This window comes from Jannaschia sp. S6380, from assembly GCF_023015695.1.
Lineage (GTDB): Bacteria > Pseudomonadota > Alphaproteobacteria > Rhodobacterales > Rhodobacteraceae > Jannaschia.
In genome coordinates this window covers 1838342-1861274 of record NZ_JALKAS010000001.1, presented here as the reverse complement: position 1 = coordinate 1861274, position 22933 = coordinate 1838342, and the positions used below count along the sequence as shown (strand labels likewise).

The 22933-nt window shown below is 67.9% G+C and carries 22 protein-coding genes; 14 read left to right on the top strand and 8 right to left on the bottom strand.

What is annotated here, in order from left to right:
- Positions 1-7: 7 nt before the first annotated feature.
- A complete protein-coding gene (locus MWU52_RS09540) occupies positions 8-301 on the bottom strand; it encodes a DUF1330 domain-containing protein (RefSeq protein ID WP_246951426.1) in 294 nt (97 codons plus the stop codon).
- Positions 301-1083 carry a 23S rRNA (adenine(2030)-N(6))-methyltransferase RlmJ gene (gene rlmJ / locus MWU52_RS09535; protein WP_246951424.1) on the bottom strand — a complete coding sequence of 261 codons (783 nt, stop codon included), beginning with the start codon at positions 1081-1083 and terminating at the stop codon, positions 301-303. The genes MWU52_RS09540 and rlmJ overlap by 1 nt, the downstream gene beginning before the upstream one ends.
- A 115-nt stretch (positions 1084-1198) precedes the next feature.
- Here rlmJ and MWU52_RS09530 point away from each other — a divergent pair, with 115 nt between their 5' ends.
- Complete coding sequence (locus MWU52_RS09530; RefSeq protein WP_246951422.1) at positions 1199-1990, top strand: MipA/OmpV family protein; 792 nt, start codon at positions 1199-1201, stop codon at positions 1988-1990.
- Between the two features lie 55 nt (positions 1991-2045).
- Positions 2046-3080 carry an ion channel gene (locus MWU52_RS09525; RefSeq protein WP_246951421.1) on the top strand — a complete coding sequence of 345 codons (1035 nt, stop codon included), beginning with the start codon at positions 2046-2048 and terminating at the stop codon, positions 3078-3080.
- An 18-nt stretch (positions 3081-3098) separates the two neighbouring features.
- On the opposite strand, the gene MWU52_RS09520 is transcribed toward MWU52_RS09525, so the two are convergent.
- Positions 3099-4742, bottom strand: a complete 1644-nt coding sequence (locus MWU52_RS09520) for a CTP synthase (protein WP_246951419.1) — start codon at positions 4740-4742, stop codon at positions 3099-3101.
- Positions 4743-4898: 156 nt separating this feature from the next.
- Positions 4899-5246 (bottom strand): preprotein translocase subunit SecG, encoded by a 348-nt coding sequence (gene secG / locus MWU52_RS09515; RefSeq protein WP_246951417.1) that lies wholly within the window; start codon positions 5244-5246, stop codon positions 4899-4901.
- A gap of 137 nt (positions 5247-5383) precedes the next feature.
- Here secG and MWU52_RS09510 point away from each other — a divergent pair, with 137 nt between their 5' ends.
- Together MWU52_RS09510 and MWU52_RS09505 are read left to right on the top strand one after the other, a co-directional pair.
- Positions 5384-6676 (top strand): adenylosuccinate synthase, encoded by a 1293-nt coding sequence (locus MWU52_RS09510; RefSeq protein WP_246951415.1) that lies wholly within the window; start codon positions 5384-5386, stop codon positions 6674-6676.
- Positions 6677-6678: 2 nt separating this feature from the next.
- Entirely contained in the window at positions 6679-6921 is a 243-nt protein-coding gene (locus MWU52_RS09505; protein ID WP_246951413.1) for a DUF2842 domain-containing protein, read from the top strand.
- Positions 6922-7167: 246 nt separating this feature from the next.
- Here MWU52_RS09505 and MWU52_RS09500 read toward each other — a convergent pair whose 3' ends face one another.
- Complete coding sequence (locus tag MWU52_RS09500; protein WP_246951411.1) at positions 7168-9807, bottom strand: hypothetical protein; 2640 nt, start codon at positions 9805-9807, stop codon at positions 7168-7170.
- Positions 9808-9887: 80 nt separating this feature from the next.
- On the opposite strand from MWU52_RS09500, the gene MWU52_RS09495 reads away from it, so the two are divergent.
- The 6 genes from MWU52_RS09495 to MWU52_RS09470 all read left to right on the top strand — a co-directional run bounded on the left by MWU52_RS09495 (position 9888) and on the right by MWU52_RS09470 (position 16843).
- Positions 9888-10613: a thiamine diphosphokinase gene (locus tag MWU52_RS09495; protein ID WP_246951410.1), complete on the top strand. Its 726-nt coding sequence runs from the start codon at positions 9888-9890 to the stop codon at positions 10611-10613.
- Between the two features lie 38 nt (positions 10614-10651).
- The gene (gene rpiA / locus MWU52_RS09490; RefSeq protein WP_246951408.1) at positions 10652-11440 is read left to right on the top strand and encodes a ribose-5-phosphate isomerase RpiA; all 789 of its coding nucleotides are present in this window, start codon (positions 10652-10654) and stop codon (positions 11438-11440) included.
- Positions 11441-11508: 68 nt separating this feature from the next.
- Positions 11509-12867, top strand: coding sequence for a glutathione-disulfide reductase (gene gorA, locus MWU52_RS09485; RefSeq protein ID WP_246951406.1), 1359 nt, complete (start codon positions 11509-11511; stop codon positions 12865-12867).
- A gap of 62 nt (positions 12868-12929) precedes the next feature.
- Entirely contained in the window at positions 12930-14087 is a 1158-nt protein-coding gene (gene hflK / locus MWU52_RS09480) for an FtsH protease activity modulator HflK (RefSeq protein ID WP_246951404.1), read from the top strand.
- A complete protein-coding gene (locus MWU52_RS09475) occupies positions 14087-15142 on the top strand; it encodes a protease modulator HflC (RefSeq protein WP_246951402.1) in 1056 nt (351 codons plus the stop codon). Before hflK ends, MWU52_RS09475 begins: the two co-directional genes overlap by 1 nt.
- Positions 15143-15436: 294 nt before the next feature.
- Complete coding sequence (locus tag MWU52_RS09470) at positions 15437-16843, top strand: Do family serine endopeptidase (protein ID WP_246952841.1); 1407 nt, start codon at positions 15437-15439, stop codon at positions 16841-16843.
- Positions 16844-16901: 58 nt separating this feature from the next.
- On the opposite strand, the gene MWU52_RS09465 is transcribed toward MWU52_RS09470, so the two are convergent.
- Positions 16902-17630, bottom strand: a complete 729-nt coding sequence (locus MWU52_RS09465; RefSeq protein ID WP_246951401.1) for a heparan-alpha-glucosaminide N-acetyltransferase — start codon at positions 17628-17630, stop codon at positions 16902-16904.
- Positions 17627-18124: a peptidoglycan-binding domain-containing protein gene (locus MWU52_RS09460; RefSeq protein ID WP_246951399.1), complete on the bottom strand. Its 498-nt coding sequence runs from the start codon at positions 18122-18124 to the stop codon at positions 17627-17629. The genes MWU52_RS09465 and MWU52_RS09460 overlap by 4 nt, the downstream gene beginning before the upstream one ends.
- A 181-nt stretch (positions 18125-18305) precedes the next feature.
- Between MWU52_RS09460 and MWU52_RS09455 the strand changes: the two genes are divergently transcribed.
- The 3 genes from MWU52_RS09455 to MWU52_RS09445 are packed head-to-tail and all read left to right on the top strand — an operon-like array spanning position 18306 to position 19861.
- Positions 18306-18629, top strand: coding sequence for a 2Fe-2S iron-sulfur cluster-binding protein (locus MWU52_RS09455; protein ID WP_246951397.1), 324 nt, complete (start codon positions 18306-18308; stop codon positions 18627-18629).
- Positions 18626-19459 (top strand): VCBS repeat-containing protein, encoded by an 834-nt coding sequence (locus MWU52_RS09450; protein WP_246951395.1) that lies wholly within the window; start codon positions 18626-18628, stop codon positions 19457-19459. Before MWU52_RS09455 ends, MWU52_RS09450 begins: the two co-directional genes overlap by 4 nt.
- A 3-nt stretch (positions 19460-19462) precedes the next feature.
- Positions 19463-19861 (top strand): hypothetical protein, encoded by a 399-nt coding sequence (locus MWU52_RS09445; RefSeq protein ID WP_246951393.1) that lies wholly within the window; start codon positions 19463-19465, stop codon positions 19859-19861.
- Positions 19862-19892: 31 nt separating this feature from the next.
- Here MWU52_RS09445 and purD read toward each other — a convergent pair whose 3' ends face one another.
- Entirely contained in the window at positions 19893-21149 is a 1257-nt protein-coding gene (gene purD / locus MWU52_RS09440) for a phosphoribosylamine--glycine ligase (protein WP_246951391.1), read from the bottom strand.
- A gap of 139 nt (positions 21150-21288) precedes the next feature.
- On the opposite strand from purD, the gene xseA reads away from it, so the two are divergent.
- The gene (gene xseA, locus MWU52_RS09435) at positions 21289-22845 is read left to right on the top strand and encodes an exodeoxyribonuclease VII large subunit (RefSeq protein ID WP_246951389.1); all 1557 of its coding nucleotides are present in this window, start codon (positions 21289-21291) and stop codon (positions 22843-22845) included.
- Positions 22846-22933: the final 88 nt, after the last annotated feature.

Here is a 22933-nt window from a genome sequence, read left to right as displayed (position 1 = left end):
CGCGTTGTCATCCGTCCCAACCCTCGGCGATCACCAAGTCGCTTTCGCTGATCCCCTGCCGCAGGGCCAGGGCGGCCTGATAGCCGTCGGAGTCGTAGCAGGCCAGCGCCGCCTCGTAGGACGGGAACTCGATCACCACGCTGCGGGGCTTGGCCGCGCCCTCCCGCACCTCGCGTGCCCCGCCACGGACGAGAAAGCGCCCCCCGAACTCGGCCAGCGGCGCGGCGTTGGCGGCGCGGTACAGGTCGTAGCGTTCGGGATCGTCGACCCGGCCGTGGGCGATCCAGTAACCCTTGGGCATCACTCGTCCTCCTCGAAGACATGACTTAGCTCCGAAGCCCGGCGTTCCAGATCCCAGGGCGGATTGACCACCACCAGGCCGGAGCCGCGCATCCCGTGTCCGGCCCGCGCGGGGGGAAACCGAACCTCGTGACGGAAGAGCCCCGGAATGGATCTGCCAAGCGTCTCGACCATTGCGACATGACGATCGTCGGCGAGGATCGGATACCACAACATCAGCACGCCCACGCCCCATTTCCGGTGGATCGCCGGCAACAGCCGCGCCATCGCCTGATAGTCGGACCGGATTTCCCAGGACGGATCGACGAGCATCAGGCCCCGGCGCGGGTCCGGCGGGGTCAGCGCCTTGACCATCTCGATGCCGTCTCGATGATGTATCCGTGTATTGGGCGACGCGGGCATTGCCGCGACCAGGGCGGCATGTTCGGCAGGGTGCAATTCGGCCAGGTCGATGCGGTCGAAGCGCCGCAGGATCCGTTGGGCGAGGAGCGGCGATCCGGGATAGGCCGCGCCTCCGTGGTCGCGGCGGATCGCGTCCAGCGCACGCCGATAGGGGTGATCGGGCGCGAAGCGATCCAGGAGCCGGCCGGCGCCCTGCGCCGCTTCGCCCGTGCGCGCGGCCGCCGCGCTGCCGAGGTCATAGAGCCCGCGACCGGCATGGCTCTCCAGATAGCTGAGGGCCTTGTCCTTCCGCGTCATGTACGCAAGCGCCACGCAGAGCGCGGCATGCTTGTGCACGTCGGCGGCGTTTCCGGCATGATAGCTGTGTTGATAGGACAACATTCGCCGCGACCTAGAGACGGCGGCGCTGTCACGCAAGCATGGCGGAACTTTGAACGTGTATTTGCCGTTCCATATGCTAGCGTCCTCGAGACGCCCTTTGGACCCCGGGATTCGCATGATCCGCCATTCCGTCGCCTTTCTCGCGCTGACCGCCTGTGCCGCCTCGGCGCAGGATCTCGGCACGCCCGTCTTCTCGTCGCAGTCGCAGGGCCCCGCGCTGGGCTTTACGCTGCGTGGCGGTGTGGAATCCGCCCCATCCTACTTCGGTGCCGAGGGGAACGAGGCCGGGCCGACGTTCAGCGGCGAGCTGAACTATCTGCGCCTCGGCGGTTTCACCTTCGGAAATCCCGATCCGCTCTTCGTTCCGACCGGCCTCGGCGCCATCGGGTCGTTTCGCTATATCGGCGAGCGTGATGACGATGACGACAGCGAGTTGCGCGGACTGGACGACGTGGATGCGTCGCTCGAGATCGGGGGTGGCCTGCGCTATGCCACGCGCGACTATCAGATCTTCGGCGTCGTGCGCTATGGCGCGGTAGGCCACGAGAGCTTCGTGGGCGAACTGGGGGCCGACGTGTTCGTACGCCCGTCCGATCGCCTGACGCTGAGCGTGGGACCCCGCGCCCTGTTCGGCGACGATGATTACGCGTCCACCTATTTCGGCGTGACCGAGGCCGAGAGCATCGCAAGCGGCGGCAATTTCGACCCGTTCGATGCGGATGGCGGTTTGCTTTCCTCGGGTATCGAATTCGGCGCGGGCTATCGCCTGAACGAGAACTGGGGCGTGGACGCCGCCGTCACCTACGAAAAGCTCCGCAACGACGCGGCCGACAGCCCGATTTCGGCCGATGACGAGCAGTTCAAGGCCAGCATCGGCGTCACCCGGCGCTTCACCCTCGGATTCTGAGTCCGTCCGACGGATCGCGGGGGAACCGGGGGCCCGTCTCCTGCGCTTTGGTGGCATGACGAGACTTCGCACCGCCCTCCTCGCCCTATTTCTTTTCATTCCGATCCAGACCGCCGCCCAACCGATTACCGTCGGCGTGGTCGAACAGGCGCCATTCGCGATCCGCGATGCGACCGGTGTCCATTCCGGCTTGGCCGTCGACCTGTTCCGCCTGGCCGCCGAGCGTGCCGGCCTGGACTTTCGCTTCGCGCCGGTGGCCGGCGATCCGCTGGCCGCATTGGCGGAGCATCGCGTCGTCCTGCCCGTGGAAGGTAGTACCCAGGCCGAGGCGCGGGCCGACCTGTCCCACCCGATGTACACGGCGACGCTGGGCTATGCCTCCCAGGCCACCACAGGGCCGCTGAATGTCGTGCGCGGCCTGCTGACTTGGGAGTTCCTGCGCGTCATCCTAGGCGTCGCGGGGCTTTTGCTGCTGGTCGGCGCGATCGTCTGGCTGATTGAGCGCCGCCGCAATTCCGAGATGTTCCACAAGGACGCCGTTCACGGGCTGGGCGACGGGTTCTGGTGGGCCGGCGTGACGCTGACCACGATCGGGTATGGCGACAAGGCACCGGTCACCTTCTTCGGACGGGCGGTGGCAATGTTCTGGATGCTGACGGGCCTTGCCGTCAGCGCGTCGCTGACCGCGACGGTGGTGACCCTGGCCGATGGGGGCGGCGGCGCGCCGGACCTGCCCGAGGCGCTGGCGGATCGAAGCGTCGTCGTGGTCGAGGACAGCCCGGCCGGGGCCTTCCTGGCCGGCCGGGGCGTCGTGTCGACCGCCGCAGCTTCGCCCGCCGCCGCATTGCGCCTGGTGGCCGAGGAGGAGGTGGACGTCGCGGTCGGAACGGCCCCCGTCCTGCAGTGGCACGACGACCGCGAGGGGCTGGGTCTGCAGATCCGGACGACACGGTGGGACCCGGTTCTGATCACGATGGCCTTCCCCGACGGTGATCCGCTGCGCGAGACCATGAACCGCGCGCTGCTGGACGTGATGACCAGCGAAGCCGGGCAGGAGGTCGTGCGCCGCTATCTTCCCGATCAGGGGTGACGGACCGACACAGGGCCGTCAGACCAGACGCGACTGTTCCTTCGCCGCACGAACGAAATCGGCGAAGAGCGGATGCGGCGCGAACGGCTTGGATTTCAGCTCGGGGTGGAACTGGACGCCGATGAACCAGGGGTGGTCGCGCACTTCCACGATCTCGGGCAGACGACCGTCGGGCGACAGGCCCGAGAAGAGGAGCCCCTCCTTCTCCAGCTGCTCGCGATAGCGGATGTCGACCTCGTAGCGGTGGCGGTGCCGCTCCTCGATCGCGGTCTCGCCATAGACCTCGGCCACGCGCGACCCCTCGACCAGCGTCGCGTCGTAGGCGCCCAGCCGCATCGTCCCGCCCTTGTCGTCGTCCTTCTTGCGGGTGACCTTGGCGTTGCCCTGGACCCATTCCTTCAGGTGATAGACGACCGGCGTGAAATCGCGCGGATCGACACCCTCGGCGAATTCCTCGGACCGGGCATTGCCCATGTCGGCCATGTTCCGCGCCGCCTCGATCACCGCCATCTGCATGCCAAGGCAGATGCCAAGATACGGGATCTGCTTCTCGCGGGCGAACTGGGCCGCCTTGATCTTCCCTTCCGTCCCGCGCTCGCCGAAGCCGCCGGGGACGAGGATGGCGTTGAACCGTTCCAGATGAGGCGCCGCGTCCTCGCGGTCGAATATCTCGGCATCGACCCAATCGACGCGCACCTTGACGCGGTTCGCCATGCCCCCATGGGTCAGCGCTTCGGCGATGGATTTGTAGGCGTCTTCAAGCTGCGTGTACTTGCCCACGATGGCGATGCGCACCTCGCCATCGGTGTTGTGGATCCGGTCGACCACGTCCTCCCACCGGTCGAGGACGGGCTTGGGCGCCGGGCTGATCCCGAACGCATCGAGGACGGCCTGATCCAGCCCCTCGCGGTGATAGGCCAGCGGCGCCTCGTAGATCGACTTGAGATCCTGCGCAGCGATCACGCTGTCGGGCCGCACGTTGCAGAACAGCGCCAGCTTCTCGCGCTCCTTCGTCGGGATCGGGCCCTCGGACCGGCAGACCAGGATATCGGGGGCGAGTCCAATGGACCGCAGCTCCTTGACCGAATGCTGCGTGGGCTTCGTCTTCAACTCGCCCGATGCCTTGATGTAAGGCAAGAGCGTCAGATGCATCAGGACGCACTGGCCCCGTGGTTTTTCCTGGCTGAACTGGCGGATCGCCTCGAAGAAGGGCAGCCCCTCGATATCGCCCACCGTGCCGCCGATCTCACACAGCATGAAATCGACCTCGTCCTCGCCGATGCGGATGAAATCCTTGATCTCATTGGTGACGTGCGGAATGACCTGGATCGTCTTGCCCAGGTAATCGCCCCGCCGTTCCTTCTCCAGCACGTTCGAATAGACCCGGCCCGAACTGATCGAATCCGTGGACCGCGCCGCGACGCCGGTGAAACGCTCGTAATGCCCCAGGTCCAGATCCGTCTCGGCCCCGTCGTCGGTGACGAAGACCTCGCCATGTTCGAAGGGCGACATCGTGCCCGGATCGACGTTCAGGTAGGGATCCAGCTTGCGCAGGCGCACCGTATAGCCGCGCGCCTGCAGCAGCGCGCCCAGTGCCGCCGACGCCAGACCCTTGCCCAGCGAGGACACGACCCCGCCGGTGATGAAGATAAAACGTGCCATGCTCGGAAAGCCCCCGCGTCGTCGCCCGATTCCGAAGGTCGCGGAATCACCAATCACGGGATTTGAGAATAGCAGGCGATCGCGGCGGCCCGCAACCGCGCCCCGCTACATCCTGAAATACGGGGCCCCGTGCCCCCTAGATGAAGGTTCGCCCGTTCAGTCCGACCGCGGCGGGGCCAGCGGTGCGTCGCTCGGCACCGGCGGCAGCAACGCGTCGCCGTCCGGCACGACGGGCGCCATCTCTTCGGTCTCGGGGACGGTGTCGACCAGCGATCCGCCCGCCGCGTTCGAGGCCGCGATGATCGTCAACGTGATCGAGGTCGCCAGGAACGCGATCGCCAATGCCCAGGTCAGTTTGGTCATCGCCGTCGCGGCCTGACGTCCGGTCATCGCGCCGCCGCCACCACCCATGCCCAGACCGCCCCCTTCGGAGCGCTGCAGAAGCACGATCCCGATCAGGCCCACGGCCAGGATCAGGTGAATGACGAGGATGACGTTTTCCATGCGAAGCCCGCTGCGAACTCGGTTTGCGGCTACCTATTGACTGCCGGACGGTGCCGCAACCCCGCAAGGCTTCCCTGTCGGCGCGGGGCGGGTTAGGGGGGCGCGATTTTCCGGGAAACGCGGCGAGGGATCGGAACATGGCGAACGTGGTGGTGGTCGGCGCCCAATGGGGCGACGAGGGCAAGGGCAAGATCGTCGACTGGCTGTCCGAGCGCGCCGATGTGATCGCGCGGTTCCAGGGCGGCCACAATGCGGGCCATACGCTGGTCATCGACGGGAAGGTCTTCAAGCTGTCGTTATTGCCGTCGGGCATCGTGCGTGGCGGCAAGCTGTCGGTGATCGGCAACGGCGTAGTGCTCGACCCCTGGCATCTGGTGCAGGAGATCGCCCAGCTTCGCGAGCAGGGGGTCGAGATCACGCCCGAGACGTTGATGATCGCCGAGAACACGCCGCTCATCCTCCCGATCCACGGTGAACTCGACCGTGCGCGCGAAAGCCAGAACGCCGTCGCCAAGATCGGCACGACCGGCCGTGGCATCGGCCCGGCCTACGAGGACAAGGTCGGCCGCCGCGCGATCCGCGTGGCCGATCTGGCCGATGCAGCGACGCTGGAGACGCGGGTCGATCGGGCCCTGGTCCATCACGATGCGCTGCGTCGCGGCCTCGGGATGGACCCGGTGGACCGCGACGCGCTGCTGGCCGCCTTGCGCGACGTGGCGCCGACGGTGCTGGAATATGCCGCGCCGGTCTGGAAGGTGCTGGACGGCAAGCGCCGCGCCGGCAAGCGGATCCTGTTCGAAGGGGCTCAGGGCGCGCTGCTCGACATCGATTTCGGCACCTATCCGTTCGTCACATCGTCCAACGTGATTGCCGGCCAGGCCGCCACCGGCACCGGGATCGGGCCGGGTGCGATCGATTTCGTCCTCGGCATCGTCAAGGCCTACACCACGCGCGTGGGCGAGGGGCCGTTCCCGGCCGAGTTGGACGATGCCGACGGTCAGCGGCTGGGCGAACGGGGGCATGAATTCGGCACCGTCACGGGGCGCAAGCGGCGTTGCGGCTGGTTCGATGCCGTCCTGGTGCGGCAGACTTGCGCGACATCCGGCGTCAACGGCATCGCATTGACGAAACTCGACGTACTCGACGGGTTCGAGACGCTGAAGATCTGCGTGGGATACGAGTTGGACGGGGAACGGCTCGATCACCTGCCCTTCGCCGCCGACGCCCAGGCGCGCTGCGTTCCCGTCTATGAGGAGATGCCGGGCTGGTCGCAATCGACCGAAGGCGCGCGGAGCTGGGCGGACCTGCCGGCCGAGGCGATCAAGTATGTCCGCCGTGTGGAGGAGTTGATCGCCTGTCCCGTCGCGCTTTTGTCGACATCGCCGGAGCGGGAGGACACGATCCTGGTCACCGACCCGTTCGAGGATTGACGATGACCCTTCGCCACAAGACCCGGAAGCGCCTGTCACTGCTGATCTTGGTGATCGGTTTGCCGCTCTACATCATCGTCGTCGTAGGGGCGATGGGGCTGATCTACGACAGGTTCGGTCAGCCGCCGCTGCTGGTCGAGCTGCTGATCTATGTCGTGCTGGGCGTGGTCGCGTTCCTTCCGCTGAAGCCCATCTTCCTCGGCACGTCGCGCGAAGATCCGGACGCGCGAGACGACGCGGAGTAGGGCGCAGGAACGCGCGGACGGGGCTGCGATGGGGCGATGCCGCTGCCTTTCGGGGCGGGCAAGATGCCACGCCTGACCGACGATCGGGGTTTCCGGGGCCACGTTCCGGTAGAAGCGCGGGCAGCCCGGTTCGCGTGTCCGGAACGCGCCATCCAGGCAATATTCCCGCACGAGAAAACCCCGCCGCGGGGGGCGGCGGGGCTTGTCACGTAGCCTTCGATGGTCGCCCGTCTCGGCCGGGCCGGATCAGCCCGCGCGGCGCTCCGCATCGGGGACGTAGCGGCTGTCGGAGGCGAGGGCGAAGGTGCCCCGGCTGACCTTTCGGATCGTGCCGTCGCGCAGGAGTTGGCCGAACCCGCGCAGGCCGTCCTCCCGGCTCATCTCGTCGCAGGCTTCGGCAGCCAGGTGCAACAGGCGCGGCCGCGAGAAGTTGTCCTGCCCCATCACCTTGGCGCTGTAGACGGCCGCGGCTTCCAGGATGTCGGGCAGATCGACGGCACCCACATCGGCGGCGAATTGCTCGAAATCGTCGCCGTTCATGGCGTCGCCGTCGTGCATCGTGGGCTCTTCCCGCGTCTCGGCACGACGCAGGTGCGACGCGCGGCGCGGCTGGATCGGCGCGGCGTCGACGGGTTCTTCCTCGACACGCTGCTCGGAGACGAGGACCAGCGGCGCGGGCCGCTCGGGGCGCGCCGGGCGCTCCGCGCGTCCCTCGGCCGAACGGGCCGCACGGCGGGGCCGGACCGCGGTGGCCGGACGGACGGTGTTGGCGAGATCGGCACGATAGGGATCGGTCTCGTCACGTTCCTCTTCCTCGCTCGATCCCTCCGCGCGTTTCGCTGCGACGGCGGCTTTCAGGTGCGAGATGTTCGCGTGGCGGCGCGAAGCGTCCTCGCCCGTCAGCCGACTGTCGGTGGCCGCGAAGAGGCGCTCCATATCGGGGCCGGACGGGGCCGCGCGCTGGGCGATCTCGACCTCTTCGCTCCGCTCGACGCTTTCTTCCTCGACGTCCTGCATTTCGACCTCGGTGTCCTGCGCATCGACCATCGGGTCGTGCGCCTCGACCTCAGTTTCATGCGCCTCGACCTCCGTGTCCAGTGCCTCGACCTCGGCGGTCTCCGCCTCGGGCTCCTCGAACGGCGCATCATCGAAAGCGGACATCTCGTCCGTCATGTCACGCATGTCGGGTTCGGTCATGGCGTCCGGGGCGTACTCCGGTTCGGCTTGGGCATCGTCGTCGGTCTCGTCGTCCCCGGTGCGGATCGCGATGAGCTCGGCGATCAGGTCGTCATAGCTTTCGGACCGGTCCGTCGTGTCCGCTTTGTCGACATCGCCCGGCTCGCGAACGAGTTCGGTTTCGATTTCGGCCAGTTCGGCCATCAGGTCTTCGTCCCCGGTCGCCATCACTTCCGTACCTTCGTCGATCCCGGATGCGGCGATTTCATTTGCGGTCGGCGTCGGATCCTCTCCGATGACCTCGACCGAGAAATCATCTTCCTCGGGGGCGAACGCGGCTTCGGCGGCTTGCGCCGCGTCGGCGCGCAGGATCTTGCGGACGCTTATGCGACGGGGCTGGACGGCGCCCTCCGCCGCATCGTCCTCTGCAGCGTCCTCGTCGGCCGTGCCGATCCGCTCGTCGGCTGCGACGATTTCCTCGTCGGCTGCGGCGGCCTCTGCCTGACCGAATGCCGAAATCTCTTCACTGGCGACGTCTGCCTCATCGAAGGCTGCAACCTCGTCGATGGCGTCGTCGGTCTCGGCGGCGACTCCGGCTTCGTCGTCATTCGCGACCGGATCGTCGTCGGCAATGGCATGCGACTCGTGCGGTGCGGTGTCGACCCGTTCGCCTTCTTCATGCCCATAAGCCGTGAACGCGTCCGGCTCATCGTCTTCGCCGGTCCAGGCCGAAACGGGGTTCCCTGCCTCGGAGGCCAAGTCGTCAGCACCGTCTCCTTCGTCCTCCGATCCGGATGCGTCGGCCATCTCGGTCCAGTCCGTCTCTGCCGCGTCCGCGGGTTCTTCCGCGTGCGTGTCGTCACCCGGCGTGGCGAAGATCGCGGAGAGGTCCGCCGACAGGGTGTCCTCCCTATCGTGCCCGGCCAGATCGGACGCGGTGCCATCGTCCGGGAAGGCCGCGGTCAAGGTGTCGTCGGCCATGTGGGCCTGATCCCGGGCGAACATCTCATCGGCGAATTCGTCTTCGGCGAAGGTCGGGTCGACGTCGCGCTCCGCTTCCACCACGTCGCGGATGCGGGCCAGCTTGGCGGCGGCACCGTCCTCGCCAATCGCCGTCTCGGTGGCGTCCTCATGGGTGGCAACTTGCTGCGCGGGTTCGTCATCTTCGACGATTTCGGTGGCATCCCGCGTCTCGACCGCAGGCTCTTCCTCGGCGTCGAAGGTTTCGTCTTCCACGATGTCTTCCGCGACCGGCATCATGTCCTCGGCGGCGATCGGGTCGTCCACCTCGAGCGCAGGCGTCGGATCGGTTTCATCGTCTCGGGCCGGTTCGACGTCCTGGGCGACGATCGGGTCGGCGACGGGTGCCGCGGCCGGTTGCGTGATCGGATTGTCCGCGACCGTTTCTTCGGACGCGACGTCGAATGCGGCCGAGACCGCCTCGGGCGCCGGAACGGTGGAGGGGCGCAGAACCACGCCGCCCTCCTCTGGCTGGGCATCGACCGAACGCTTGGCCCGGGTTTCCGCGATCATGCGCAGCATGGCCATGTCGGGGGTCGGCGGCTCCGCCCCGAAGAATCGGTCCTCGGCAGCCAGGTCGCGGAAGTATTCCGCGATGTCGGTCATCGTCGAGAAAGGATCGTCGAACCCTTCCAGCGTGCAGGAAAAGGTCCCGTAGGCGACCGTGAGAATCTTGTTGGCGGGAACCATCGAGGCACCATCACTTTCTTCCCGGGCGGGAAACCTGTTTCACTCAAACTTGGACATAAACAGACGAATCCAGTCAAATCGTGCCCCGATCGGGACAATTTGGCGATGCCGAGGACGGATTCTTGCCAGATTTGAAACGGGCCGTTTCCGAATGGGTCCCCGCGCAGACATTGATCGGTGGCGCACCGGTTAGCACGGCGGTTCTTGACGAAGCCTTAAGGCATGCGCCCCGCCTGATCGCGGTCGACAGCGGTGCAGACACCGCGATCGAAGCGGGGCGGATGCCCGAAGCCGTGATCGGCGACCTCGACTCGGTCTCGGCCGCGGCCCGGTCGGCCTTGGCCGATCGCGTGACGCATATCGCCGAGCAGGACAGCACCGACTTCGCCAAGGCCCTGCGCAGTTTTCCCGCCGGTCTGACCATCGCGGTAGGCTTCACCGGGGCGCGGGTCGATCACTTCCTTGCCTGCCTGACCGAACTCGCGCGGTCGCGCGGGCGTTGCGTTCTGCTGGACGAGGTCGACTGCATATGCATCGCCCCCGCGCATCTGGATCTGGATCTGTCCCGGGGAACCCGTGTGTCCCTCTGGCCGCTGGACACCGTGCGGGGGCGAAGTCGCGGCCTCCACTGGCCCATCGACGGGATCGCGATGTCGCCACTGACACGGGTAGGGACGTCCAACCGCGCGACGGGCCCGGTTTCCCTGACCCTGGAGCAGGGGACGGTCGCGCTGATCCTTCCGGCGCGCGCCCTGCCAATTCTGCTGGAATCGCTGGAAATGGCCTCTCGCGGCGGGGCGGCGTGACGTCTATAAGCCCCCGAGAAACGAGGGAGCCCGCCACGATGTCCGCCAAGCCCAACCCGATCGACATGGCCAAGTACGTCTCGGCGCGGCGCGCGCTGGACTACGTCCAGGACGGGATGCGCATCGGGCTGGGCACCGGGTCGACGGCGGCCTGGATGGTCCGTTGCCTGGGTGAACGGATCCGCCAGGACGGCCTGCGCGTCACCGGCGTGCCGACCTCCTCGCGCACGGCGGATCTGGCGCGGCAATGCGGGGTGCCGGTCGCCACCTTGGAAGACGTCAAGTGGCTGGACCTGACGATCGACGGGGCCGACGAGTTCGACACCGACCTCAGCCTGATAAAGGGCGGCGGCGGCGCGCTCCTGCAGGAGAAGATCGTGGCGACGGCGTCCGACATGATGGTGGTGATCACCGACAAGTCGAAGCATGTCGACAACCTGGGGGCGTTTCCCCTGCCGGTGGAAGTCATTCCCTTCGGCTGGCAGACCACCAAGGCCCTGATCGAGGAGAGCCTGATCGGGATGGACGTTGCCGGCCGTTCCGTGACGCTGCGCCTGAACCGCGATGCGCGCTATCGCACGGACGAGGGCAACATGATCCTGGACCTGCACCTCCGCCGGATCGGCAACCCACGGCAGCTTTCGCTGGTGCTCAACCAGATCCCGGGCGTGGTCGAGAACGGCCTGTTCCTCGACATCTGCGACGTCGTGATCGTGGGCGACGCCGATGGCGGGGTCGAGATCCGGGACATGACGCGCGGAACCGTGACGCATGAGCGCATCGACATCGGCGACGAAGACAACATCTTCGTGTCCGTCGCGGATTGACGAGGCGCGGTGCCGGAGGACGGAACCGGACAGGAGCAAAGGCCCCCGGGCGCCGGAAAGGAAGATCAATGGAATTCGACTACGACCTTTTCGTCATCGGCGGCGGCTCCGGCGGGGTTCGGGCGGCACGGCTGACCGCGATGGACGGCAACCGGGTCGCGCTGGCCGAGTCGAGCCGGATGGGCGGAACTTGCGTCATCCGGGGTTGCGTGCCGAAGAAGCTGATGGTGTTCGCATCGGAATACCCCGAGGCAATCCATCTCGGGCGCGATTACGGCTGGGACGCGTCGGTCGGTACGTTCGACTGGAAGACCTTCCGCACCCGCCTGCACTCCGAACTTGATCGCCTGGAGGAGGTGTACCGCGAGAACCTGGAAAAGGCTGGCGTCGAGATCTTCGATCACCGCGCCGTGCTGAAGGACCCGCACACCGTCGAACTGGCCGATGGAACCACGAAGACCGCCAAGCACATCCTGGTGGCGACGGGCGGGCGCCCGAACCTGCCCGACATCAAGAATGCCGATCTGGGCGTCGTCAGCGACGACCTGTTCCACCTGGACGCGATCCCCAAGAAGATGCTGATCGTCGGCGGCGGCTATATCGGCTGCGAGTTCGCGGGCGTCTTCAACGGCCTGGGCGCAGAGGTCAGCATGTTCATCCGCGGCGCCCAGATCCTGCGCGGCTTCGACGAGGAGGCGCGCGGCCATGTCGGCGACTGCATGGTGCGGCGCGGCATCACCATCCACACCGGCTGCGCCCCCGTGGAGATCGAGAAGCGCGGCGACAGGATCTGGGTCAAGGGGTCCAACGGGCACGCGGACGAATTCGACTGCCTTCTCTGGGCCGTCGGGCGAAGCCCTAACACCGGCGAGATGGGCTTGGAGGAAGCCGGCGTGGAGCTGGACCGCAAGGGCACGATCTGCGTCGACGAATACGGCCAGACCTCGGTGCCGTCGATCTTTGCGCTGGGTGACGTGATCGGGAAGATGGAACTGACGCCCGTGGCCATCCGCGAGGCGATTGCCTTTCACAAGACCGTGTTCCAAGGCGAAAAGACGCAGATGGACTACGATTTCATCCCGACCGCGATCTTCACCCAGCCCGAGATGGGCACCGTCGGCCTGACCGAGGAGGAGGCCGAGGCGCAGGAATCGACGCTGGTCTACGCCACCGCCTTCCGTCCGATGCAGCAGGCTTTCGCCGGCGGCGAGGAGCGGGTGCTGTTCAAGATGCTGGTCTCGAAGGAGACCGACAAGGTGCTGGGCGTGCATATCGTCGGTCCGCAATCGGGCGAGATGATCCAATATGTCGGCATCCTGCTGAAGATGGGGGCGACGAAGGCCGACTTCGACCGGACCTGCGCGGTCCATCCCACGATGGCCGAGGAGCTGGTGACCCTGAAGGAGCCGGTCCGCACGCTCGCTTGAACTCGTGCCCCCGGGGGCCAATCTAGAAAACACGCAAGAAGACTGACGAAGGGACGGATTTGATGGCAGGTAGCGGAGGCCCCTGGGGGGGCGGCGGCAATTCGGGCGGGGACGACGGGCGCGGTCCCGAACGCCCGACCGGCGGGCGAAGGCCCCCCAATCGCGGGACGCAGGGCGTGCCCGAGGTCGACCAGCTTCTCAAGAAGGGGCAGGACCAGTTGCGCGTGCTGATGGGGGGTCGCGGCGGCGGCAATCGGGGCGGCGGTCCGGGCGGCGGCGGATTCGAGGTGAACCGCACGACGATCGGTCTCGGCATCCTGGTCCTGATCGTGGCCTGGCTGTTCATGTCCTTCTACCGTGTCCAGGCGGACCAGCGTTCGGTCGAGTTGTTCTTCGGCGATTTCTCGGGCATCGGCGAGCCGGGCCTGAACTTCGCGCCCTGGCCGGTGGTCACAAAGGAAGTGCTCTCCGTGACCTCCGAACGGACGGTCGCCATCGGCGTGAACCGTGGCAATCGCGACGAGCAGGGCCTGATGTTGACCGGCGACGAAAACGTGGTCGACATTGATTTCCAAGTGGTCTGGAACATCAATGATCCGGCGGAATACCTCTTCAACCTGCGCGACCCCGAGCAGACGATCCGCGCCGTGTCCGAATCCGCCATGCGCGAAATCGTGGCGCAGTCGCCGCTTGCGCCGATCCTGAACCGTGACCGGGGGATCATCGCCGAACGTCTGCGCGAGCTGATCCAGCAGACGCTCGACAGCTACAATTCCGGGGTGCAGATCCTCCGCGTCAACTTCGACCGGGCCGACCCGCCGGCGCAGGTCATCGACGCCTTCCGCGAGGTGCAGGCCGCCGAGCAGCAGCGCGACCGGCTGCAATCCGAGGCAGACCGCTATGCCAACCAGGTCCTGGCCGGCGCACGCGGTGAGGCGGCGCAGCTCCTGGAGGAGGCGGAAGGCTACCGCGCCCGCGTCGTGAACGAGGCCGAAGGCGAGGCGAGCCGTTTCACCGCCGTGCTGGCCGAATACGCCAACGCGCCCGACGTGACCCGCAAGCGCCTCTATCTGGAGACGATGGAGCAGGTCCTGGGCGACGTCGACAAGATCATCGTCGATGGCGGCGTGACCGGCGGCAATGGCGGCCAGGGCATCGTGCCGTATCTGCCGCTCAACGAACTTCGCGGCGGACGCGCGACCCAAGGGGGGACGAATTGATGAACCGCAGCATATGGCTTCTGCCGATCCTCGCCCTCGCCCTCGTGGTGCTCTTCTCGGCGGTCTTCGTCGTCGACGAGCGCCAGAAGGCGCTGGTCCTGCAATTCGGCCGGGTGGTCGATATCAAGGAAGATCCCGGCATCGCCTTCAAGGTGCCGTTGATCCAGGATGTCGCGTTCTACGACGACCGCATCCTGTCGCGCGACATCGATCCGATCGAGGTCACGCCCAGCGATGACCGGCGCCTGGTCGTGGATGCCTTCGCGCGCTACCGGATCGCCAACCTCCGGCAGTTCCGCGAGGCCAATCCCAGCGGCGGCGTGGAGCAGGCCGAGCAGCGCCTGGATGACATCATCCGGTCGCAGATGCGCGAGGTGCTGGGCTCGGTTTCCTCCAACGAGATCCTGTCGGAAGATCGCGCCCTGCTGATGCAGCGCATCGCGTCGGGGGCCCGGTCGCGGGCCGCGAATCTGGGTCTGCAGATCATCGACGTGCGGCTGAAGCGGACGGATCTGCCACCGCAGAACCTGGATGCGACCTTCGCGCGGATGCGTGCCGAGCGGGAACGCGAAGCCGCCGATGAAATCGCGCGCGGCGAGGAGGCGGCGCAGCGGATCCGCGCGCAAGCCGACCGGACCGTGATCGAGCTGACGTCGGAGGCGAGCCGCGAGGCCGAGATCGCGCGCGGCGAAGCCGATGCCCGACGCAACCGCATCTTCGCGGACGCGTTCAGCAGCGACCCGGAGTTCTTCGAATTCTACCGCTCGCTGACGGCCTATACCCGCGCGTTGCAGGGTAGCAACTCGACCTTAGTCCTGTCGCCGGATTCGGAGTTCTTCGACTACCTGAAGAACGACCGCATCCCCGGGCGCGCGACGGCCCCCGCGCAGCCTGTGCCCGATCCGATCGGCAACGCGGCCGAAGGCGACGAACCGGATGTCACGCCCGAATCGATCACCGACGACACGGCGCCGTCGAACGCCCCCGACACGGGGACGTCGGCCGATGCCGCGGGGTCGGATACCACGGTGACGACGGTTCCGATCCAGAACTGACGGAACCGGGATGCAAATGAGGAAGGGCCCCGCTGGGCCCTTTTTCCATGGCCGTGCAGGCTTTGGATGCGCGCCCCTTGGCGGCGCCGCGAATCGGGCCTAGGTTCCCGTCACGCTCCGTCTCACGGCCATGTGAAGCCTCGCGCGTTGAAAGCCGGCGGAATGATGTGGACATGCAACACGTCGAACGCCCGCCAAAAGGGCGCGAACAGGAATCTCAGGAGGGAACCCTTGCCTACAGACACCAACCTGCAACGGCCCGTCGGTGCCGCGTTCCGCGCGCTGGCGGCCGTTATGCTCGGCCTTGCCATGCTGATCGCGTCGGCCTTTGCCGCCGCCGCCCAGCAGCGGCCCGACACTTTCGCCGATCTGGTCGATCAGGTCGCGAATTCGGTGGTGAACATCACCACGAACACAACCATCAATGCCGCCGAGCGCGGTCCCAACAGCGGCAACCCGCTCGAGGATTTCTTCGAGGAGTTCCGCGACCGCAACCGAGACGGACAGCAGCCGCCCGTTCCGCCCCGTTCGCGCCGTGGCAGCGCGTTGGGATCCGGTTTCGTGATCTCCGAGGACGGCTTCATCGTCACCAACAACCACGTCATCGAGAATGCCGACGAGATCCTGATCGAGTTCTATTCGGGCGCCGAACTGCCCGCCGAACTGATCGGCACCGATCCCAAGACAGATATCGCCCTTCTCAAGGTCGAGGCGCCCGAGCCGCTGGACTTCGTGCCTTTCGGCGACAGCGATGTCATGCGCACCGGCGACTGGGTCATGGCCATGGGCAACCCGCTGGGCCAGGGCTTCTCGGTCTCGGCCGGCATCGTCTCGGCCCGCGAGCGGGAGCTTCAGGGCAGCTATGACGACTACATCCAGACCGACGCGGCCATCAACCGGGGCAACTCGGGCGGTCCGCTGTTCAACATGGATGGCGAGGTGATCGGCGTGAACACCGCGATCCTGTCGCCCAATGGCGGCTCCATCGGAATCGGTTTCGCGATGTCGTCCAACGTGGTCACCCGCGTCGTCGACCAGTTGCAGGAGTTCGGCGAGACCCGCCGCGGCTGGCTGGGTGTCCGCATCCAGGAAGTCGACGAGGAGCTGGCAGAGGCACTGGGCTTGGAAAGCGCCCGTGGCGCACTGGTCACGGATGTCCCCGACGGTCCGGCCAAGGAAGCGGGCATCGAGGCGCGTGACGTCATCCTGACCTTCGACGGAACGGAGATCCAGGATACGGGTCAGCTCGTCCGCACGGTCGGCAACGCGCCGGTCGACAAGGCGGTGCGCGTCGTCGTGTTCCGCGATGGCGAGACGCAGACCCTGCTGGTGACGCTCGGCCGTCGCGAAGACGCCGAACGGGCCGTTCCGGCCTCGGCCACGGCCGAGGATCCGGCGCAGAGCACCATCATGGGCATGACGATCTCCACGCTGACGGACGAGTTGCGCGGACAACTCGGCCTCGAAGAGGGGGCCGAGGGCTTGGTCGTGTCGGATATCGACGAGACCTCCGCCGCCTATGAAAAGGGGCTGCGCGCGGGCGATCTGATCGAGGAGGCCGGCCAAGTGGCCGTCTCGACCGTCGCGGACCTGGAGGACAGGATCGAGGAGGCCCGCGAGGCCGGCCAGAAATCCTTCCTTCTGCTTATCCGCCGCGGCGAGGATGCGCGCTTCGTCGCGCTGCCGCTTCAGGACGAGTAGTCCGTTCGGCCTCTCCGAACCGGACCACTTGAACGGGCGCCCCTCGCGGCGCCCGTTTTCACGTCTGCCCGGCCAACCAGGCGACCCCGAGGATCAGCCCGATCAGGATCGGCTGATGCACTAGATAGACCGCAAGGGAATGCCGCCCGGCCCAGGCCAGGAGCGTGCCCGGCCGCGACGGCGAACGCCCGGGCCGATTGCCCAGCCGCCGCCAAACACGGTCGCCCAGCCGGCCGAGGGCCACGCCCAGCAGCATGGGCGCGACCCATGGGATCACGGGCTCGTAGTCGATCATCGGCGGGATCGTGGTGCCGAGGCCGGTCCAGACCAGCCACGGCGCGTCGAAGGCCGGCACGGCAATGCCCGGCCCCCACCACAGGATGCCCGCGGCGACAAGGGCGGTCGCCCACCACGGCAGGCGCAGAAACGGCAGCGCCAATACCGACCCCAGCGCGATCGAATGCAGGATGCCGAATTGGACCCAAGCGCCGGGCACGGCGACGTAGGTCGCGACACTGACGGCGGCCGCGGCGGCGACAAGGACAGCAAGGCGTCGCAGGAACCCCCGCCAGCCGAGGCCGTGCCCATGGGCAAGCCACAGGCCGAGGCCCGCCAACAGGATGAACCCGCCCGCGATGCCCTTGGCCCAAAGGTCGAACCAGGCGCCATAGTCGAACCACCCCGGCGCGTAGCCGAACATCCGCAGGTCGAACAGGAAGTGGAACGCCACCATGTTCGCAAGCGCGATGCCCCGCGCCATGTCGATGGCGTCGATCCGGTGGGTCACACCCCGTCCCGCCCCAGCGCCACGAGGCCGAGCGCCTTGGCCGAGGCCAGCGAGAGCGTGCCCGATTCCAGCCCCCGGGGCGTCTGGTATCGCCGCACGGCGATCCGGGTCCGGCCGTCATAGACGCCCGTGATCTCGCCGTCATAGAGATCGCGCGCCGCCAGCGCGCGCTGCACCTGCGCGATGAAGCCGGCGTCGTTCGCGCGCAGGGCACAGGGCGTCTCGAACCAGTCCTCGGACCGTGGGCGGAGGATCCGGGTGGAGGTCACGGTGCGAAAGCGCGCAGGCTCCAGGACGGTGCCGTCGGGTGCCCGGCTCGCCGGTGCTTCCTGACGCTGTTCGGTGACCGTTTCGAGGATGGCCGGCGTGATCCCGCGTGCGTGGCACGTCCCGGGCGGGGCGCCGGCGGGGCCAGTCGCCGTCGCCGCCGTCTCGGCGGGCAGGCCGGAGCAGGCGGCGAGCATGCCGACCAAGGCGAGGGTTCTCAGGATCATGCTCGTGCACTCCGGCGTCCGCGCGCGCCTCGCGCATCCCGCGCGAATGCTAGACCAGCCTCCGGCGATCCTCAAACGCCCCACGGGCCTGGCCCGTCCCGGCCGTCCATCGCGGGCCGCGGAATGTTGCACGCGCGCCACCCGGACGGTAACCCGGGCGGAACAGTTGCCAGGAGTTTCCATGCCCAAGATCACCTATATCGAACACGGCGGCAAAGAGCATGTCGTGGACGTCCCCGTCGGCCTGACCGTCATGGAAGGCGCGCGCGACAACGGCATCCCGGGGATCGAGGCCGATTGCGGCGGCGCCTGCGCCTGTTCGACCTGTCACGTCTATGTCGACCCGGCCTGGACGGACAAGCTGCCGGCCAAGGACGCGATGGAGGAGGACATGCTCGACTTCGCCTATGAGCCCGACCCCGAACGCTCGCGCCTGACTTGCCAGCTGAAGGTGACGGATGCACTGGACGGCCTGGTCGTGCAGATGCCCGAGAAGCAGATTTGAGAGCGACCGCGCTCGCGACCCTGGTTTCCCTTTTCGCGGGCTTTTCTCCCGTCGCCGCGCAGAATCTGGACCGGACGGATCGGGGCGCGGGGACCGGATCGCCGGGTCCCGGCTGCATCACCACCGATCCCCTGCCGGGCAGCCCGACGGTCCGGTCCGATGGCAACCCGTTCGGGTTCGCCTATTACTGGGACGCGACGGACATCTATCCGCATGGCGTCCTCGGCGACCGGATCGAGGCACGCGCCGTCATCGCCTACCTGCCTGACGAGGGCTTCTGCGACGTCATCCGGGCCGGCGACGGCCGCGCCGTGTTCGAGGACACCGCCCCCCGGATCGTGGACGTCACCGGCGATGGGCGGGATGAGCTGGTCCTCGTCGCGTCTGACCCGGATCTCGGGTCGCGACTGGAAGTCTGGGGCTATGTCAGCCGTGGCGTCGGCCCCGAACACGACATCCGCCTTCTCGCCGCCACCCCGCATATCGGCACGCGCCATCGGTGGCTTGCCCCCGCCGCGATCGCCGACCTGGACGGCGACGGCCATGTCGAGGTCGCCTATGTCGACCGCCCGCATCTGGCAAAGGTCGTGCGCATCTGGCGCTATGCCGATGGCGATTTTCGGGAGGTCGCGCAGGCGTCGGGCTTCACCAACCACCGGATCGGGGAGCCGTTCATCTCTGGTGGCCTGCGCGATTGCGGCACGGGTCCCGAGGTTGTCCTCGCCTCTGCCGACTGGTCTCGGCGGATGGCGGTCACGTTTCGGGACGGGCGCATCTCGGCCCGCGATGTCGGGCGCTGGACGGGGCAGAGGCACGCGCTAGACTGCTAGGGCATGCCTTTTCGCGTCGCCGCCGTTGCCCTGTTGCTCGCCTCGCCGGCCGGCGGGGTGGAGCGGGTGGTCACGCCCGAGGCGTTCCTCGATCTCGTGGCCGGCCAAACGGTTTCGTTCGCCCTGGCCACCGACGGCTCGCTGGTCGGGGTGGAGCGGTTCGTCGACCGCAAGCGCAGCGTCTGGACCCGCGCGGACGGGACCTGCGCGCTGGGCACGATCTCGGTCCATGGTGCCAAGATCTGCTTTGTCTACGACGACACGCCGGGCCGTCCGTCCTGCTGGTGGCCGTTCGAGGAGGAGGGGGAACTCTATGTCCGCTCGACCCGGACGGCCGAAGTGCAATGGGCCAAGACCTTTGAGAAACGGCTGCTGGAATGCGTCGGAGAGCCGTTGTCCTGAATAGAGGCCCGGCCCCGATGCACCCGATCCGTCAAAGCGCGCGCCAGCCGATATCGCGCCGGCATATCCCGTCGGGCCAGTCGATGGCGTCGACCATGGCATAGGCGCGATCGCGCGCGGCCATCAGGTCGTCGCCCCGTGCGGTGACCCCCAGGACACGGCCCCCGGCGGCGACCAATCGGTGGTCACGCATCGCCGTGCCGGCATGGAACACCATGTTCCGACTGTCGCGCGGCAGAGTGTCGAGCCCGCGGATCTCCGTCCCCTTCGCATAATCGCCGGGATACCCTTCTGCGGCCAGCACGACGCAGATCGCGTGATCCTCGGCCCAATTCACCTGCGCCTCGGCCAACCGCCCCCCGGCGCAGGCCAGCATCAGGTCGAGCGCCTGCCCGCCCAGCCGCATCATCAGGCACTGGCATTCCGGGTCGCCGAAGCGGACGTTGTATTCCACCAGGCTGGGTGCGCCGTCCTCGATCATCAGGCCAACGAACAGCACGCCGCGCATGCGTGTGCCGCGGCGCGCCATCTCGGCCATGGTGGGGCGGACGATTTCCTCCAGGGCGCGCGTCTCGACCGCGGCCGTCATCACGGGCGCGGGGGAATAGGCGCCCATGCCGCCGGTGTTGGGGCCGGTGTCGCCTTCGCCAACCCGCTTGTGATCCTGCGCCGTCCCGATGGGCAGGACCGTCTCGCCATCGACGAGGCAGAAGAACGACGCTTCCTCGCCGCGCAGGAAATCCTCGATCACCACCTCGGCCCGGCCATGCGCGCCGTCGAAGATCTCGGCCAGCGCGGCCTCGGCCTCCGCCCGTGTCTCGGCCACGGTCACGCCCTTGCCGGCGGCGAGCCCGTCCGCCTTGACCACGATGGGCAGCGTCCGGTCGGCCAGGCCGGCGCGTGCCGCCGCTTGATCGTCGAACCGGTCGTAGGCGGCGGTCGGCGCGCCCACGGCGGCGCAGATCTCCTTGGTGAACGCCTTCGACGCCTCCAGCCGCGCGGCAGCGGCGGAGGGGCCGAAGACCGCGATCCCGGCCTCGGTCAGCATGTCCGACACACCGGCGGCCAGCGGCGCCTCGGGGCCGATGATGACGAAATCGATGCTCTCCTCATCGGCAAAGGCGGCGACGGCCGATCCGTCGAGGATGTCGAGCGCCGCGCATTCCGCGATTTCGGCGATGCCGGCATTGCCGGGCGCCACCACCAGGCGGTCGCATTTCGGGTTCTGCAGCACCGCCCAGGCCAGCGCGTGTTCGCGTCCGCCGCCGCCAAGGATCAGGATATTCATGGCCGCGTCCCCCGTCCCGTCGCGCGCGTTCCGGGTTTAGGCACCCCCCGGCCCGAGGACAAGGCCGCGGTCCGCGCGCGTGCCGGGGATGCCGCGTTTGCCTATCGCGCCGGCCCGGGCGCCGCGCTAGACCGGGGCCATGGACGACCTGATCGACGATCCCGCGCCGCGCCGGAACGAGGCCGAATACACCGTATCGGAGATTTCCGGCGCGGTGAAGCGCGCGCTGGAGGACAACTTCGGACGGATCCGCGTGAAGGGGGAAATCGGGCGGATCTTTCGCGCGCGGTCGGGGCATCTCTACTACGACATCAAGGACGAGCGGAACGTGCTGGCCTGCACCACCTGGAAGGGTCAGATCGCGCAGCTTTCCGTCACCCCCGAGGAGGGGATGGAGGTCATCGTCACCGGGCGCCTCTCGGCCTTCGGCGCACAGTCGAAATATAACCTGAACGTCGATGCGATGGAGGTCGCGGGCGCCGGTGCCCTGATGGCGATGCTGGAAAAGCGGCGCGCGGCCTTGGCGGCCGAGGGTCTGTTCGATGCCGAGCGTAAGCAGCGGCTTCCCTTCCTGCCCGCCGTGATCGGGGTGGTGACGTCGCCGCAGGGGGCGGTGATCCGGGACATCCTGCACCGCCTGCGGGAGCGGTTTCCGCGCCACGTCCTGATTTGGCCCGTCGCCGTGCAGGGCAAGACCTCCGCCGCCGAAGTCGCAAACGCGATCCGGGGGTTCACGGCACTTCCCCCGGGCGGAGCGATCCCCCGTCCCGACCTTCTGATCGTCGCGCGCGGCGGCGGCTCGATCGAGGATCTGTGGGGCTTCAACGAGGAGATCGTCGTGCGGGCCGTCGCCGATTGCGACATCCCCCTGATATCGGCGGTCGGGCACGAAACGGACACGACGCTGATCGATCACGCATCCGACCGCCGCGCCCCGACGCCCACCGCGGCGGCCGAAATGGCGGTTCCGGTCCGGCTGGATCTGGCCGCGGCGGTCCAGGATCTGGGCATGCGCCAGGCGCGGGCCGTGCGGGCGGGGGTGACGGCGCGGCGCCAACGCTGGGCCGATCTGTCGCGCGGCTTGCCCCGGCGCGACGCCCTGCTCGCACCGGCACGCCAGCGTCTCGACCTCGCGGGCGACCGGCTGCCGGCCAGTCTGCGCGCGCGAACGGCCCGGGCCCGTGTCGCCCTGTCGCGGCTGGAGGGGCGCAGCGCGCCGCACGGCCTCGGCTCTCGCCTCGCTGCCGAGGGGCGGCGGCTGGATCAGTTGTCGCTGCGCCTGGCCGCCGCGATGCCGCGGGCGGTTTCGCGTGCCTCGGAGGAGTTGGCGCGAAGAACGGCGCGGTTGTCGCCAGACCCGCTTCGACGTCGCCTGACCGATGCGGTGGGGCGGCTGGACAACGTCGATGGGCGTTTCGCGGTCGTTGTTGCCGCGCGTCAGACCAAGCTGCGCGAGCGTGTCGTGGCGCTCGGCCGGCTGCTTGCCTCCCTTGGGTATGAGCGCACGCTGGAACGCGGTTTCGCGGTCGTGCGCGACAGCGACGGCATCGTGACAGACGCGGCCTCGGCACGAGCCGCGGGACGGATCACGATACAATTCGCTGGCGACGATGACCGTGTTGAGGCGGTGACCGGCGCCACGCGGCGTACGCCGCGCGCCAAGCCCCCGCCGCCCGATCAGGGCGATTTGTTCTGACCGGCATGTGATACCCGAACGGCCCCCGCCCTTTCGGGACGGGGGCCGCACCGGGCCCGGCATGGCGCGATCGCGGGGATCTGGGGGA